This window comes from Streptomyces sp. NPDC006529 (genome assembly GCF_040611795.1).
Taxonomy (GTDB): domain Bacteria; phylum Actinomycetota; class Actinomycetes; order Streptomycetales; family Streptomycetaceae; genus Streptomyces.
The window spans coordinates 326700-341527 of the sequence record NZ_JBEXPB010000001.1; the positions used below are offsets into that span (position 1 = coordinate 326700).

General features: G+C 72.2%; 12 protein-coding genes and 3 tRNA genes. 9 read left to right on the forward strand and 6 right to left on the reverse strand.

Translation table 11 applies throughout. The annotated features are described in order from the left end of the window. Window positions 1–6 precede the first annotated feature (6 nt). The 4 genes from purD (at window position 7) to ABZY31_RS01585 (ending at window position 5944) form a co-directional block, all read left to right on the forward strand. A complete protein-coding gene (gene purD / locus ABZY31_RS01570; protein WP_356403531.1) occupies window positions 7–1260 on the forward strand; it encodes a phosphoribosylamine--glycine ligase in 1254 nt (417 codons plus the stop codon). Between the two features lie 342 nt (window positions 1261–1602). After that, window positions 1603–3246 carry a hypothetical protein gene (locus ABZY31_RS01575; protein ID WP_356403705.1) on the forward strand — a complete coding sequence of 548 codons (1644 nt, stop codon included), beginning with the start codon at window positions 1603–1605 and terminating at the stop codon, window positions 3244–3246. Window positions 3247–3448: 202 nt separating this feature from the next. After that, complete coding sequence (locus tag ABZY31_RS01580; protein WP_356403534.1) at window positions 3449–4924, forward strand: N,N-dimethylformamidase beta subunit family domain-containing protein; 1476 nt, start codon at window positions 3449–3451, stop codon at window positions 4922–4924. 108 nt (window positions 4925–5032) lie between these two features. Continuing rightward, window positions 5033–5944: a phosphoribosylaminoimidazolesuccinocarboxamide synthase gene (locus tag ABZY31_RS01585; RefSeq protein ID WP_356403537.1), complete on the forward strand. Its 912-nt coding sequence runs from the start codon at window positions 5033–5035 to the stop codon at window positions 5942–5944. A 115-nt stretch (window positions 5945–6059) separates the two neighbouring features. Here the strand turns inward: ABZY31_RS01585 and ABZY31_RS01590 are convergent. The 4 genes from ABZY31_RS01590 to ABZY31_RS01605 form a co-directional block, all read right to left on the reverse strand. Further along, window positions 6060–6132: transfer RNA gene (locus ABZY31_RS01590), tRNA-Gly, on the reverse strand. Between the two features lie 158 nt (window positions 6133–6290). Then, window positions 6291–6363 (reverse strand) — tRNA-Gly (locus ABZY31_RS01595). A gap of 92 nt (window positions 6364–6455) precedes the next feature. Then, window positions 6456–6527 (reverse strand) — tRNA-Gly (locus ABZY31_RS01600). Window positions 6528–6625: 98 nt separating this feature from the next. Beyond that, window positions 6626–6943 carry an Lsr2 family protein gene (locus ABZY31_RS01605; protein WP_356403540.1) on the reverse strand — a complete coding sequence of 106 codons (318 nt, stop codon included), beginning with the start codon at window positions 6941–6943 and terminating at the stop codon, window positions 6626–6628. Window positions 6944–7270: 327 nt separating this feature from the next. On the opposite strand from ABZY31_RS01605, the gene purS reads away from it, so the two are divergent. From purS to ABZY31_RS01625, 4 genes are all read left to right on the forward strand, one after another. Then, entirely contained in the window at window positions 7271–7516 is a 246-nt protein-coding gene (purS, locus tag ABZY31_RS01610) for a phosphoribosylformylglycinamidine synthase subunit PurS (protein WP_042801325.1), read from the forward strand. A gap of 2 nt (window positions 7517–7518) precedes the next feature. Beyond that, window positions 7519–8199, forward strand: a complete 681-nt coding sequence (gene purQ / locus ABZY31_RS01615) for a phosphoribosylformylglycinamidine synthase subunit PurQ (RefSeq protein ID WP_356403543.1) — start codon at window positions 7519–7521, stop codon at window positions 8197–8199. Then, entirely contained in the window at window positions 8196–10445 is a 2250-nt protein-coding gene (gene purL, locus ABZY31_RS01620) for a phosphoribosylformylglycinamidine synthase subunit PurL (protein WP_356403546.1), read from the forward strand. Before purQ ends, purL begins: the two co-directional genes overlap by 4 nt. A gap of 195 nt (window positions 10446–10640) precedes the next feature. Beyond that, window positions 10641–11432: a sterol carrier family protein gene (locus tag ABZY31_RS01625; protein WP_356403549.1), complete on the forward strand. Its 792-nt coding sequence runs from the start codon at window positions 10641–10643 to the stop codon at window positions 11430–11432. Window positions 11433–11459: 27 nt separating this feature from the next. Here ABZY31_RS01625 and ABZY31_RS01630 read toward each other — a convergent pair whose 3' ends face one another. Both ABZY31_RS01630 and ABZY31_RS01635 read right to left on the reverse strand, forming a co-directional pair. Further along, the gene (locus ABZY31_RS01630) at window positions 11460–12956 is read right to left on the reverse strand and encodes a sulfatase-like hydrolase/transferase (RefSeq protein ID WP_356403552.1); all 1497 of its coding nucleotides are present in this window, start codon (window positions 12954–12956) and stop codon (window positions 11460–11462) included. A 69-nt stretch (window positions 12957–13025) separates the two neighbouring features. After that, a complete protein-coding gene (locus tag ABZY31_RS01635; protein WP_356403555.1) occupies window positions 13026–13121 on the reverse strand; it encodes a putative leader peptide in 96 nt (31 codons plus the stop codon). 159 nt (window positions 13122–13280) lie between these two features. On the opposite strand from ABZY31_RS01635, the gene purF reads away from it, so the two are divergent. After that, complete coding sequence (gene purF / locus ABZY31_RS01640; protein WP_356403558.1) at window positions 13281–14798, forward strand: amidophosphoribosyltransferase; 1518 nt, start codon at window positions 13281–13283, stop codon at window positions 14796–14798. The last annotated feature ends 30 nt before the right edge of the window (window positions 14799–14828 follow it).

Below are 14828 nucleotides of genomic sequence, written 5' to 3' on the forward strand. Positions count from 1 at the left end.
CACCCCGTGAAGGTCCTCGTCATCGGCGGCGGCGCCCGCGAACACGCCCTGTGCCGCTCTCTGTCCCTCGACCCCGACGTCAGTGCGCTCTACTGCGCCCCCGGCAACGCCGGCATCGCCGAGGTGGCGGAGCTGCGCCCGGTGGACGCCCTCGACGGCGACGCCGTGGCCCGGCTGGCCACCGAACTGGGGGCGGGCCTGGTCGTCGTCGGGCCCGAGGCGCCCTTGGTCGCCGGGGTCGCCGACGCCGTGCGCGCGGCCGGCATCCCGGTCTTCGGCCCGTCCGCCGAGGCGGCGCGGCTGGAGGGCTCCAAGGCCTTCGCCAAGGACGTGATGGCCGGAGCCGGTGTCCCGACCGCCCGGTCCTACGTCTGCACCACCCCCGCGGAGGTGGACGAGGCCCTCGACGCCTTCGGCGCCCCGTACGTCGTCAAGGACGACGGACTCGCCGCGGGCAAGGGCGTCGTGGTGACCGACGACCGCGCCGCGGCCCGCGCCCACGCGCTGGCCTGCGACCGGGTGGTCATCGAGGAGTTCCTCGACGGCCCCGAGGTCTCCCTCTTCGCCATCACCGACGGCGTCACCGTGCTCCCGCTCCAGCCCGCGCAGGACTTCAAGCGCGCGCTCGACGGCGACGAGGGCCCCAACACCGGCGGCATGGGCGCCTACTCGCCGCTGCCCTGGGCCGATCCCAAGCTCGTCGACGAGGTCATGGCGAGCGTGCTCCAGCCGACCGTGGACGAACTGCGCCGCCGCGGCACCCCCTTCTCCGGGCTGCTCTACGCCGGCCTGGCGATCACCTCGCGCGGCGTGCGCGTCATCGAGTTCAACGCGCGCTTCGGGGACCCCGAGACCCAGGTCGTCCTCGCCCGGCTGCGCACGCCGCTCGCGGGCGTCCTGCTGAACGCGGCCCTCGGCACCCTCGACGCCGAACCGCCGCTGTCCTGGCGCGAGGACGCGGCCGTCACCGTCGTGATCGCCTCCCACAACTACCCGGAGACCCCGCGCACCGGGGACCCCATCGAAGGTCTCGCCGAGGTCGCCGCCGAGGACGCCCCCGAGGCGTACGTCCTGCACGCGGGCACCCGCCGGGACGGCGACGCGGTCGTCAGCGCGGGCGGCCGCGTGCTGTCGGTGACGGCGACCGGTTCCGATCTGGCGCAGGCCCGCGAGAGGGCGTATAAGGCCGTCGCGCGGATCCGGCTGGCGGGCTCCCAGTACCGCACGGACATCGCGGCCCGGGCTGCCGAAGGCCGCTGATCGCGGGACCACGCCGCCCCACGGGGCGCTGACCGGCGGGGTCACTCCCCCACCACCTCGACGCGGGCCCGGAGCGCACACCACGCGCTCCGGGCCCGCGCGTGCGACTGCATCCGGCCGCGTTCGAACGCACCCAGCTTTACCCAAAGCCATTCCATCGGGTGATCGATGCCCGGTCCGCCTGACGGCCGCCCGGCCCCCAACTAGGGTGCGGCGGAAGCATTCCGGCACTTGGCCCACCGGCATTGCGATGTCGGTGGCGGGTGTCACAGTGGGGGAGTGACCAACACCGTCGCAGGGCAGAGGGGGTGACGTCCGGCCGTGTCCGGAACCGTTTCGACCATGCAGGTGGGCGCGCAGTCCGCGCGTTCCCGAGCCTTGGCCGTGCTGCGCGTGCGCAGCAGGGCACTGGCCCTCGCGCTGCTCCCGGCCGCCTTCGCGGTGGTCCTGGTGGCCGCGCGGACGACCGGGCGGCTCACCGGGGACTCCTGGGGCACCGCCACCCTCGTCGTGTGCGCCGTCGCGGCGCTCGTCCTGCTGGTCGCCGGCGTGTTCGGCGCGGTGGTGCTGCGAGCCGCCCCGGCCGTGACGCCGACGGTCGCGCTGACGGAGGCCGCGGCGCCCGACCTCTACCGGATGGTGCGGGACCTGGCCGACCGGATGCAGGTCCCGACGCCCTCCGCGATAGCACTGACACCCGACTGCGACAGCTGGCTGGAGGACCGTACGCACGCCGCGCACCGCCGGCGGGGCGCGGCCGCCGGCCCGCAGGCGGCCCCCGAGTCGGTTCCCGGCGCGGCTCCCGTCCTGGTGATCGGCTCGCCCTTCCTGTGGTGGATGCGGGTCGCCGAGCTGCGGGCGGTCCTCGCCCCGGTCGTCGCCGGGACGGGACCCTCCGCGCACCCCGACATAGCCGACGCCCGCCGCTTCGTGCGCGGGCTGGACGCGGCCGCCGACGTCGGCAACCGGCCCGGCCTCGGCTGGATCGGCCGGACGGCCCGGCTGCTGCTGCGGCTGTGCCGGACGGACGCGGCCGAGATGGAACGCGGGGTGGCGGCGGCGGCCTCCGACCGCGCACAGGATGTGGACTACGGGCTGCGCATCCTCGCCCAGGAGCAGGTCGGCCTCGCCTACGCGGGCTGGGACCGGCTGCTGACCCGGGTCGCGCTGCCCGCGTGGCGGATGGGCCGCTGGCCCGCGCACCTCGACACCGGGGTGGTCCGCGCGCTCACCGAGCTGTCCCGGCGCGACCGGCTGGCCGAGGGCTTCACCTCCCGGCTGGGCGAGCGGCCCGCCTGCGATCTGCTGGAGCAGCCCGGGGTGGTCGACGAGGCGGCCTCGCTGCTGGCCGCGCGGCTCTTCCACGGCGGTCCGGCCGAAGTGGGTCCGGACTGGTCGCCGGTGGAGTGGGCGGCGTATCCGGAGGAGGTCGTGGACCGCAAGTGGCGCACCGAGGCGGCCCGCCTGCACCGGTCGCTGGACGTCCTGGCCGGTGCAGCGCCGCAGGGCGCGGCGGCGGCCGTGGACCCGGTGGGCGCACCGACGCTGGAGCGGGTGCTGCGCCACCTCGCCTCCGGCGGGGACGACGGCGCCGCCGCGGACCTGCTGGCCGGGCGGCTGAGCGGGGACCTGGCGCGCGAGGAGCGCGCGGCGGCCGAGCGGGCCGGCGCGGGCGCCGCCGCCGGAGCGGCGAAGGGGCGCGGCACGGACGCGGTCCCGCTGTTCCCGCTGCAGGCCCCGCGCAGCGGCCGGGACCTGCTGGCCGACCACGTCATGGCGCTCGTGTGCTGCGCGGCCGTCGACTCGGCGGGCGGTGCGCCCGGCCTGGACTGGCTGGACGGGCCGGTGCTGCTGGTCGCCGGGACGCGCTGCGCGGACCTGGCGCCGCCGGTGCTGGCGCTCGTGGAGGACGGCGATCCGCTGCCGCTGCGCGGCTGGCTCGCGGCGCTCGGAGTCCGGCCGGAGAAGCCGGTCCGGCTGGGGTGACCGGGGGCGGCCCGTGCCGCCGTGGCCCCGCGCGTCCCCGCGCCCGTCGCACGCACAAGCGGATGTGAATGTTCCGCTCGCGTCGATTCGCGACGAACGGTGACGGAGTGCGTGCGTTATGTGATGTGCTGGGACCGGCTGCGGACATGGGCCGCGCCGGGACCGGGCATGTGTGTTCGGGGGAGCGAGGGAGGGGAACGGTATGGGTGCGGACCAGATCCGGCGTTGGGAGTCAGGTGCGCTCGCGCACGCGGTGACCGACCCCTTCGGCCAAGGACCCCTGCCCTGGTTCCGGGGCAGCGAGCTCTACATCGGCGACGCCGGTCAGGTGCTCCCCTGGTACGTCGACCCGTCCCTGGCCCCCGGCCAGATCCCCCGCGCCCGCACCAGCGGCCCCCGTACCGCCGACGACGTGCACCGCCAGATCAAGGGCTTCGCCTCCACCGGAGCCGTCGCCCCCGGCGAGGCCATCGACTTCCGCATCACCGTGGACCCGCCGCAGCAGTTCTCGGTCGACATCTACCGGATCGGTCACTACGGCGGCGACGGCGCCTCGAAGATCCACTCCAGTCCGCGGCTCTCCGGAATCGTCCAGCCCGCCCCGCTCGCCGCCGACCGCACCGTCTCCTGCCACCACTGGTGGCTGTCCTGGCGGCTCCAGGTCCCCTCGTACTGGAACCTCGGCGCCTACGTCGCCGTCCTGACCACCGACGACGGCTACCGCTCCCACATCCCCTTCACGGTCCGCGACGACCACCCCGCCGACCTGCTGCTCCTGCTGCCCGACATCACCTGGCAGGCCTACAACCTCTACCCGGAGGACGGGCGCACCGGCGCCAGCCTCTACCACGCCTGGGACGACGAGGGACGGCTGCTGGGCGAGGAGGACGCGGCCATCACCGTCTCCTACGACCGCCCCTACGCGGGCGCGGGCCTGCCCCTGCACGTCGGCCACGCCTACGACTTCATCCGCTGGGCCGAGCGCTACGGCTACGACCTGGCCTACGCCGACACCAGCGACTTGCACGCGGGCCGCGTCGACCCGACCCGCTACCGGGGCCTGGTCTTCCCCGGCCACGACGAGTACTGGTCGGTGCCCATGCGCCGGACCGTCGAGCGGGCCCGCGCGCACGGCACCTCCCTGGTCTTCCTCTCCGCCAACACCATGTACTGGCAGGTGGAGCTGTCCCCCTCGCCCTCCGGCACCCCCGACCGGCTGCTGACCTGCCGAAAACGCCGCGGCCCTGGTCGCCCCGCCCTCTGGCGCGAAGTGGACCGGCCGGAACAGCAGCTGCTGGGCATCCAGTACGCGGGCCGCGTCCCCGAACCCGCGCCGCTGATCGTGCGCAACGCCACCCACTGGCTCTGGGACTCCACCGGCGCCACGGAGAACGACGAACTGCCCGGCCTGGTCGCGGGCGAGGCCGACCGCTACTTCCCGCGCACCCAGCTGCCCGAGCACCAGGACCGGATCCTGCTCGCGCACTCCCCGTACGACGACACCGAGGGCCACCGGCGCCACCAGGAGACCTCCCTGTACCGGGCCCCCAGCGGCGCCCTCGTCTTCGCGTCCGGCACCTTCGCCTGGTCCCCGGCGCTCGACCGCCCCGGCCATGTCGACGAGCGGGTCCAGAAGGCCACCGCCAACCTCCTCGACCGGATCTGCAAGCGGGACTGAGGCCCGGGGGGCGACACGGGGGCGGCCGGACCCGGACCCCTGCGGCCGGGCAGCGTGCCCGGTGCGGGAGAATGGGCCTGCGCTCGTACAGAACCACAGGGAGAACCCGTGTCCGGATTCGTCGAAAAGCCCGAGCCGGTGCAGGTGCCGGGCCTCGTCCACCTCCACACCGGCAAGGTGCGCGACCTCTACCGCGACGGCGACGGCCGGCTCGTCATGGTCGCGAGCGACCGGATGTCCGCCTACGACTGGGTGCTGCCCACCGAGATCCCGGACAAGGGCCGCGTGCTGACCCAGCTGTCCCTGTGGTGGTTCGACCAGCTCGCGGACCTCGTGCCGAACCACGTGATCAGCACCGACCTGCCGGCCGGCGCCCCCGCCGACTGGGCCGGCCGCACGCTGGTCTGCCAGAGCCTCGACATGGTCGCGGTCGAGTGCGTGGCCCGCGGCTACCTGACGGGCTCGGGCCTCGCCGAGTACGAGCAGACCCGGACGGTGTGCGGACTCGCCCTCCCCGAGGGCCTCGTGGACGGCTCCGAACTGCCCGCCCCGATCTTCACCCCGGCGGCGAAGGCGGCCGTGGGCGAGCACGACGAGAACATCTCCTACGAGGAGGTCGCGCGCACCACCGGCCCCGAGACGGCGGCGCTGCTGCGCCAGACCACCCTGGCCGTGTACGGGCGGGCCCGCGACATCGCCCGGGAGCGCGGGATCATCCTGGCCGACACCAAGTTCGAGTTCGGGTTCGACGCGGACGGCGCCCTGATCGCCGCCGACGAGGTGCTGACCCCGGACTCCTCCCGGTTCTGGCCCGCCGAGGCGTGGGAGCCGGGCCGCCCCCAGGCCTCCTTCGACAAGCAGTACGTCCGCGACTGGCTGACCTCGCCGGCCTCCGGCTGGGACCGCCACGGCGAGCTGCCGCCGCCCGCGCTGCCGCAGGACGTGGTGGAGCGGACGCGCGCCAAGTACATCGAGGCGTACGAGCGGCTGAGCGGCCAGAGCTGGAAGAGCTGGGCCTGAGAGGCGCCTCCCGGGCCCGCCGCGCGGGCCCGGGAGGGCCCCGGCAGCAGCCGCGCGCACGCGCGGCGCACACGAAGAAACCCCCGGTCGCAGACCGGGGGTTTCTTCCTTACAGAGCGGACAACGCGACTCGAACGCGCGACATCCACCTTGGCAAGGTGGTGCTCTACCAACTGAGCTATGTCCGCAGGCGCCGTAAGGCGAGACCTACTATACCCAATCCCGGGCGTGCTCGGCACACGCCTTCCGGCGTCCGGTCCGCGATCACGCCGGGGCGGTCAGCGCCCGGCAACGCGGAAGGCCCCAGTCGATGACTGGGGCCTTCCGGTGAAACTCTTGGAACAAGAGCGGACGACGAGACTCGAACTCGCGACATCCACCTTGGCAAGGTGGTGCTCTACCAACTGAGCTACGTCCGCAAACTCGCGATGATCGCTTCCCGGGGGAAGCCACCAAGCGGTTGCGAGCATCACTCTACCCGATCCACCACAGTGGTCGGGAAAGCGTGCAGAGCGGGTGACAGGAATTGCACACTGCGCCTTCCTCCTGGAAGGAGGATGTTCTACTACTGAACTACACCCGCACGACCTTCGGGGCTCTGACCTGCGGTCTGGCCCCTCGGCGTGATCCACACACTAGCCGATCCCTGGGGGTGGATGGCAAATCGGGGTCGGGGCGGGGTCAGTGGGCGGCGTTGTACGCCTCGTAGACCTTCTTGGGGATGCGGCCGCGGGGCGGCACGTCGAGCTGGTTGGAGCGCGCCCAGGCGCGGACGACCGCCGGGTCGGGCGCGATCGCCGTGTGCTTGAAGGTCCGCCCGGAGCGGGACTGCCGGCGGCCGGCGGCCACGTAAGGGGCGAGGCCCTTGCGGAGCTTCTTTGCGTTGGCGACATTGAGGTCGATCTCGTACGACTTACCGTCCAGAGCGAAGACGACCGTTTCCGCCGCTTCTCCGCCGTCGATGTCGTCGGAGATCGTGACTACTACGCGCTGCGCCACGGATATCGGTCCCTTCGTGCGGCACCCGCGCCTGTTGACGTGCGGTGATGCCGACTGTGTGGATGCTTCGGAGCATTGCTTCTTTCCCCCGTTTTCACGAGGGATTCCTTTGTGCCGTGATTCGCGTTGTATAGCGAAGCCCAGTTAATTCGCTCCGCGTGTCCCGCCGCAATCCCGGGGGCGTGTTTTTCCGGTGGATTTTGCGAATCGTTGGTGAAGCCGAAACTGTGCAGAGCGTACCTCCAACCCGAATCTACCCGCGTAGAAATTTTGGCCGGGTACGCTGATGGAACCGCCTTCGCACCAACCACCTCATCGGGAGTGCCAGTGGCACGCGTCGTAGTCGACGTCATGCTCAAGCCGGAGATCCTCGACCCCCAGGGCCAGGCGGTGCAGCGTGCACTGCCGCGTCTGGGCTTCGACGGGATCGCCGACGTCCGCCAGGGGAAGCGCTTCGAGCTGGAAGTGGAGGGACCGGTCGACCAGGCCGCCCTCGACCGCATCCACAAGATGGCCGAAACGTTCCTCGCCAACACCGTCATCGAAGACTTCACCGTGAAGGTCGAGGCCTGACGGTGACCACTCGCATCGGAGTCGTCACGTTCCCCGGGACGCTCGACGACCGTGACTCACTGCGGGCCGTCCGCCTCGCGGGGGCGGAGCCCGTCTCGCTGTGGCACCGCGACAAGGACCTGCACCAGGTCGACGCGGTCGTCCTCGCGGGCGGGTTCAGCTACGGCGACTACCTGCGCGCCGGGGCCATCTCCCGGTTCTCGCCGGTGATGGAGACCATCATCGAGCAGGCCAGGGGCGGCATGCCCGTCCTCGGCATCTGCAACGGCTTCCAGGTCCTCACCGAGGCCCACCTGCTGCCGGGCGCGATGCTCCGCAACAACCACCTGCACTTCATCTGCCGCGACCAGAAGCTGCGCGTGGAGAACGCGGAGACCGCGTGGACCGGCGACTACACCGCCGGCCAGGAGATCTCCGTACCGCTGAAGAACATGGACGGCCGCTACACCGCCGACGAGCACACGCTCGACGCGCTGGAGGCCGAGGGCCGCGTGGCCTTCCGGTACCTCGACGGCAATCCGAACGGGTCGCTGCGGGACATCGCCGGCATCACGAACGCGGCGGGCAACGTCGTGGGCCTCATGCCGCACCCCGAGCACGCGGTCGAGCCGCTGATCGGGACCGGCCGCACCGACGGCCTGGGATTCTTCACCTCGATCCTGAAGAAGCTGGTCAGCGCATGAGCCTGGACACCGTCAAGCACGCCACCGACACCCCGGACGCCTCCCAGCCCTGGAAGGAACTCGGCCTCAAGGAGGACGAGTACGCCCGGATCCGCGAGATCCTCGGCCGCCGTCCCACCGGCGCCGAGCTCGCCATGTACTCGGTCATGTGGTCCGAGCACTGCTCGTACAAGAGCAGCAAGGTCCACCTGAAGCAGTTCGGCGAGAAGGCCCCCGAGAACACCGCGATGCTCGTCGGCATCGGCGAGAACGCGGGCGTCGTCGACGTCGGCCAGGGGTACGCGGTCACCTTCAAGGTCGAGTCGCACAACCACCCCTCGTACATCGAGCCCTACCAGGGCGCGGCCACCGGCGTCGGCGGCATCGTCCGCGACATCCTGGCCATGGGCGCCCGCCCGGTCGCGGTCGTGGACCCGCTGCGCTTCGGCGCGGCCGACCACCCCGACACCCGGCGCGTGCTGCCCGGCGTCGTCGCGGGCATCGGCGGCTACGGCAACTGCCTGGGCCTGCCCAACATCGGCGGCGAGGTCGTCTTCGACGCCTGCTACCAGGGCAACCCGCTGGTCAACGCCGGCTGCATCGGCGTGATGAAGCACGAGGACATCCACCTCGCCAAGGCCTCGGGCCCGGGCAACAAGGTCATCCTCTACGGCGCCCGCACCGGCGGCGACGGCATCGGCGGCGTCTCGGTCCTCGCGTCCGAGACCTTCGACGACACGAAGCCCACCAAGCGCCCCGCCGTGCAGGTCGGCGACCCCTTCCAGGAGAAGCTCCTCATCGAGTGCACCCTGGAGATCTTCAAGGAGAAGCTGGTCGCGGGCATCCAGGACCTCGGCGGCGCCGGGCTCTCCTGCGCCACCTCCGAGCTGGCCAGCGCCGGTTCCGGCGGCATGCGCGTCGAGCTGGACACCGTCCCGCTGCGCGACGCGACCCTCTCGCCCGAGGAAATCCTCATGAGCGAGTCGCAGGAGCGCATGTGCGCGATCGTCGAGCCGCAGCACGTCGCGCGGTTCATGGAGATCTGCGAGAAGTGGGACGTCATCGCCACCGTCATCGGTGAGGTCACCGAGGGCGAGCGCCTGGAGATCTTCTGGCACGGCGAGCAGATCGTGGACGTGCCCCCGGGCACCGTCGCCCACGAGGGCCCCGTCTACCACCGCCCGTACGCCCGCCCCGAGTGGCAGGACGCGCTCCAGGCGGACGACGCGAACAAGCTGGCGCGCCCGGCGACAGCGGCCGAGCTGCGCGAGCAGGTCCTCGCCCTGGTCTCCTCCCCGAACCAGGCCTCGAAGTCCTGGATCACCGACCAGTACGACCGGTTCGTGCAGGGCAACACCGTGCTCTCGCAGCCCGAGGACGCGGGCATGGTCCGCATCGACGAGGAGACCAACCTCGGCGTGGCCATGGCCACCGACGGCAACGGCCGCTTCGCCAAGCTCGACCCGTACACGGGCGCGCAGCTGGCGCTGGCCGAGGCCTACCGCAACGTCTCCGCGATCGGCGCCAAGCCGCTGGCCATCTCCGACTGCCTGAACTTCGGCTCCCCCGAGGACCCGGGCGTCATGTGGCAGTTCGCCGAGGCCTGCCGCGGTCTCGCGGACGGCTGCCTGGAGCTGGGCATCCCGGTGACCGGCGGCAACGTCTCGCTGTACAACCAGACGGGCGAGACCGCGATCCACCCGACGCCCGTCGTGGCGGTCCTCGGTGTGATCGACGACGTCAACCGCCGCACGCCGATGGCGTTCACGGAGCCCGGCCAGCTGCTGTACCTGCTGGGCGACACCGCCGAGGAACTGGGCGGCTCCGCCTGGTCCGAGGTCGTCCACCGGCACCTCGGCGGCATGCCGCCCAAGGTGGACCTCGCCCGTGAGCAGCTGCTCGGCGAGATCCTCATCTCGGGCTCGCGCGACGGCATGATCGACGCCGCGCACGACCTGTCCGACGGCGGCGTCATCCAGGCGCTCACCGAGTCCTGCCTGCGCGGCGGCAACGGCGCGCGGATCGTGGTCCCGGAGACCCTGGACGCCTTCACCTTCCTCTTCTCCGAGTCGGCGGGCCGGGCCGTCGTGGCCGTGCCGCGCAGCGAGGAGCTCCGCTTCACCGACATGTGCGGCGCGCGCGGTCTGCCCGCCACGCGGATCGGTGTCGTGGACGGCGAGGAGATCGAGATCCAGGGCGAGTTCAGCATCCCGCTGACCGAACTGCGCGCGGCCCACGAGGCGACGATCCCGGCCCTGCTGGCCTGATCCGCAGCCGGTCGTCGCCGTTCGCGGCGGTGCGGGCCCCCGTCCGGGACTTCCGGACGGGGGCCCGCCGCATGTGGGGGTCGCGGTCCCTTGCCGGTGATCACGGGGCGCTCGCGGCGCTGGCGCGCGGGGCGGCTCTGCGCACGGCGGCGAAGGCGGGCTGCGCGACCAGCCTGCCCGAGTAGGGTCGGCCGCATGCCGCCCGCCAAGAAGAAGCCGCGCACCTACGACTCCGCCCGGACCAGGGCCGCCGTCACGGCGCAGTTCGCGCACGTCGCGGACGCCGTGCGGACCCTGAGCGCGGAGCAGTCGGCCCGCCCCGCGCACCTCGGCACCTGGACCGTCGGCGAACTCGCCGCCCACATCGCCTGGATCGCGGATTCGCTCGCCGGCGGCCTGGCCCGGCCGCCCGCGCCGAAGGCCGTGCTCCGCGCCGCCGAGTGGCCCTTCGCGACCGCCCCGCTGGCCGGCCGGATCGCGCAGGCGGCGGCCGAGACCCTGGGCGGGGCGCCGCTGCCCGAGCTGTACGAACGGGCGGCGGACCGCATGGCCGCAGCGCTGGCCGCCCACCGCGACGACCGGGTGCTGGACCTGTGGATCGGGGCCATGACCCTGGGGGACTTCCTGGTCACCCGCACAGTGGAGCTGGTGGTCCACACCGACGACCTGAACCGGGCGGCGGGGCTGGACATCCCGGTGGACCGGCAGGCGCTGGCGGCGTGCGTCCGGCTGCTCGCCGACGCCCTCGCGGAGAAGGCCCCGGGCGGCTCGGTCGAGGTACGGATCCCCCCGTTCGCCGTGGTCCAGTGCGTCGAGGGGCCCCGGCACACCCGGGGCACCCCGCCCAACGTGGTGGAGACGGACCCGCTGACCTGGATCCGGCTGGCGACCGGCCGTACCGCGTGGGCCGAGGCCCTCGCCGACGCCCGGGTCAGCGCGAGCGGCGAACGGGCCGACCTGGCCGCCCTGCTCCCGCTGATGCGGTGACGCGCTGACGCGCGTCCGGCGGCGCGATCAGCGGGGGTACGGGAGCAGTCCCGCGGCCGTCGACTCCCAGGCCGCCCGCAGCTCCGCGAGGAGGGCCGGCTCCCGGGCCGCCTTGTCGGCCTGTTCGCGGATGTCCCCGGCCAGCCGGAACAGCTGGTCGCGGCCCGTCGTGCCGCGGTAGTACTTCCAGTCGCCGCGGCGCAGCGCCCGCTCCCCGCGGACCCGCCAGAACAGGTCGTGCTGCGGGGCCTTCTCGCCACGCAGCAGGTACCCGGCCAGGCTCCGGCCGTCGAGCGGGAAGGCGCGGTCGGGGCGCACCCCGGCCAGTTCCAGCAGGGTCGCCGTCCAGTCCGGGGTGACCACCGGCACGTGGCTGACCTGGCCGCCGTCGATCCGGGCGGGCCAGCGCAGGACGGTGGGGACGCGGATGCCGCCTTCGAGGAGGGAGGCCTTGTTGCCGCTGAGCGGCCAGTTGTGGGAGAACCGCTCGCCGCCGTTGTCGCTGGCGAAGAAGACCAGGGTGTCGTGGGCCTGCCCGGACCGGTCGAGCGCGGCGAGCACCTCGCCGACGGAGCGGTCGAGGTCCTCGACCATCTGCCGGTACTTCTCGACCGAGCCGCCGTCCTGGTGCCAGAGCGCCCGGGCGTCCCCCGCCTTGATCCGGCGGACGATCTCCCCGCTCTCGGCGGTGTCGCCTTCGGCGATCCAAGGCCAGTGCGGGGTGGTGAAGTTGAGGTTCAGCAGCCACGGCCGGTCGTGCCGGCGGCCGACGTACTCGCTCGCCCGCTCGGTCAGGATCCGGGTGTAGTAGCGCAGGTCCTTGTACGCGGCGTCGCCCTCGTAGAGGTCGTACTCGCCGCCGAGGCCCAGCTTGGAGTAGTACTCCAGCGCCCCGCCGAAGTTGCCGAAGAACTCGTCCCATCCCGACTTGGTGGGGCTGTAGTCGGGGAGGTAGCCGCAGTGCCACTTCCCGATCAGCGCCGTGGCGTACCCGCCGGCCCGCAGCAGCGAGGCCAGCGTGGGGTGGCGGGGGTCCAGGCCCACGGACGTGTCGGCGATCGGCTCGGCCAGTCCGCCCTCGGTGCGGCCCGGGTAGCGGCCGGTGTAGAGGCTGAAGCGGGTCGGCGAGCAGGTCGCCGACCCCGCGTAGGCGTCGGTGAACCGGACGCCCTGGCGCGCCAGCCGGTCCAGGTACGGGGTCCTGATGTGCGGGGCGCCGTACGAGGACAGGTCGGCCCAGCCCAGGTCGTCCCCCAGGATGAACAGGATGTTCGGGCGGCGGGCGGAGCGGCCCCGCGCGGCGGTGAACTCCCGCTCCTCGGGCCGCGCGTACTGCGCTCCGGTCGAGGACGCGGGCGGGGCGGCGGCGGCCGGGGCCGCCCCGGCGGGAGCGGCGGCAGCGAGTCCGGCCGCGGTGGCGGCCGTGGCGCCGACCGCACCGCCGAAGGCGCGCCGGGACAGCTCGGATCGGTTGGTGCTCACAGAGGTACTCCAGTCCAGGGCGGAGCCGCCGACGGACGTCATCCGGCCGGCCCAGACAGAAAAGACCCGGAAAGGGTCGGAAAAGGGAAAAGAACCGCGAAATGTGAGTGGTTACGCGGAACAGCGACAGATAGCGCTCGCGACACGGACCAGGTCTACGTGGCGGCGCTCGACAAGGGTGACGGAAGCGTCACCGAGGGGCTGCATGGCGTGGAGCTTGTGCGAACCCACAGGCCCCTGTCAACCACGCCATCCCGGATATCGAGACGGTCACCCTGCGTCCGGTTTACCCGACTGTCCGCACTGTGACCTTTTCCGGCCGTCCCCAATTCGGACCAGTGGTCGATCTCGCCTACACTCGGGAACGTGCCTCGTGGTGATGGACGACTCAACCACGACCTGCTCCCCGGTGAGAAGGGCCCCCAGGACGCTTGCGGCGTCTTCGGTGTCTGGGCTCCGGGTGAAGAGGTCGCCAAGCTCACCTACTTCGGACTGTATGCGCTGCAGCACCGTGGACAAGAGTCCGCGGGAATCGCTGTGAGCAACGGTTCCCAGATCCTCGTCTTCAAGGACATGGGCCTCGTGTCCCAGGTCTTCGACGAAACCTCTCTCGGATCCCTCCAAGGTCATATCGCGGTCGGTCACGCCCGCTACTCGACCACCGGAGCCTCCGTCTGGGAGAACGCTCAGCCCACCTTCCGCGCGACGGCCCACGGCTCCATTGCCCTGGGTCACAACGGGAACCTGGTGAACACCGCCGAGCTCGCCGAGATGGTCGCCGACCTTCCCCGGCAGGACGGCCGTGCCACCCAGGTGGCGGCGACCAACGACACCGATCTCGTGACGGCGCTGCTCGCCGGCCAGACGGACGACGACGGCAGGCCCCTGACCATCGAGGAGTCGGCCACCAAGGTCCTCCCGCAGGTCAAGGGAGCCTTCTCGCTCGTCTTCATGGACGAGGGAACCCTCTACACCGCCCGTGACCCGCAGGGCATCCGCCCGCTGGTCCTCGGCCGGCTGGAGCGCGGCTGGGTCGTCGCCAGCGAGACCGCCGCCCTCGACATCTGCGGCGCCAGCTTCGTCCGCGAGGTCGAACCGGGCGAGCTGATCGCGATCGACGAGAACGGTCTGCGCTCCAGCCGATTCGCGGAAGCGAAGCCCAAGGGCTGTGTCTTCGAGTACGTCTACCTGGCGCGCCCGGACACGGACATCGCCGGCCGCAACGTCTACCTCTCGCGTGTCGAGATGGGACGGCGCCTGGCCAAGGAAGCCCCGGCCGAGGCCGACCTGGTGATATCGACGCCGGAATCGGGCACGCCCGCCGCCGTCGGCTACGCCGAGGCCAGTGGGATCCCGTACGGCGTGGGCCTGGTCAAGAACGCCTACGTGGGCCGGACCTTCATCCAGCCCTCGCAGACGATCCGCCAGCTCGGCATCCGGTTGAAGCTCAACCCCCTCAAGGAAGTCATCCGGGGCAAGCGCCTGGTGGTCGTCGACGACTCGATCGTCCGCGGCAACACCCAGCGCGCCCTGGTCAAGATGCTCCGCGAGGCCGGTGCGGCCGAGGTCCACATCAGGATCTCCTCCCCGCCCGTGAAGTGGCCCTGCTTCTTCGGCATCGACTTCGCCACCCGCGCGGAGCTGATCGCCAACGGCATGACCGTCGACGAGATCGCCACCTCCATGGGCGCGGACTCCCTCTCGTACATCTCGCTCGACTCGATGATCGAGGCGACGACCATCCAGAAGCCCAACCTCTGCCGGGCCTGCTTCGACGGCGAGTACCCCATGGAGCTGCCCGACCCGCAGCTCCTGGGCAAGCAGCTCCTGGAGACCGAGCTGGCCGGCGGCAAGGACGCCGCCGACGCGCTCCGTCGTCCCTGATCACGCACCCGCAGTAACCGCAGTAACGAC

What these genes read in the sequence shown, in the direction of transcription:
- ABZY31_RS01575 (WP_356403705.1), top strand. Translation starts at nt 1,603, where the DNA reads ATGCAGGTGGGCGCGCAGTCCGCGCGTTCCCGAGCCTTGGCCGTGCTG.
- purL (WP_356403546.1), top strand. Translation starts at nt 8,196, where the DNA reads ATGAGCCTGGACACCGTCAAGCACGCCACCGACACCCCGGACGCCTCC.
- ABZY31_RS01580 (WP_356403534.1), top strand. Translation starts at nt 3,449, where the DNA reads ATGGGTGCGGACCAGATCCGGCGTTGGGAGTCAGGTGCGCTCGCGCAC.
- ABZY31_RS01630 (WP_356403552.1), bottom strand. Translation starts at nt 12,956, where the DNA reads ATGACGTCCGTCGGCGGCTCCGCCCTGGACTGGAGTACCTCTGTGAGC.
- ABZY31_RS01625 (WP_356403549.1), top strand. Translation starts at nt 10,641, where the DNA reads ATGCCGCCCGCCAAGAAGAAGCCGCGCACCTACGACTCCGCCCGGACC.
- ABZY31_RS01635 (WP_356403555.1), bottom strand. Translation starts at nt 13,121, where the DNA reads ATGCAGCCCCTCGGTGACGCTTCCGTCACCCTTGTCGAGCGCCGCCAC.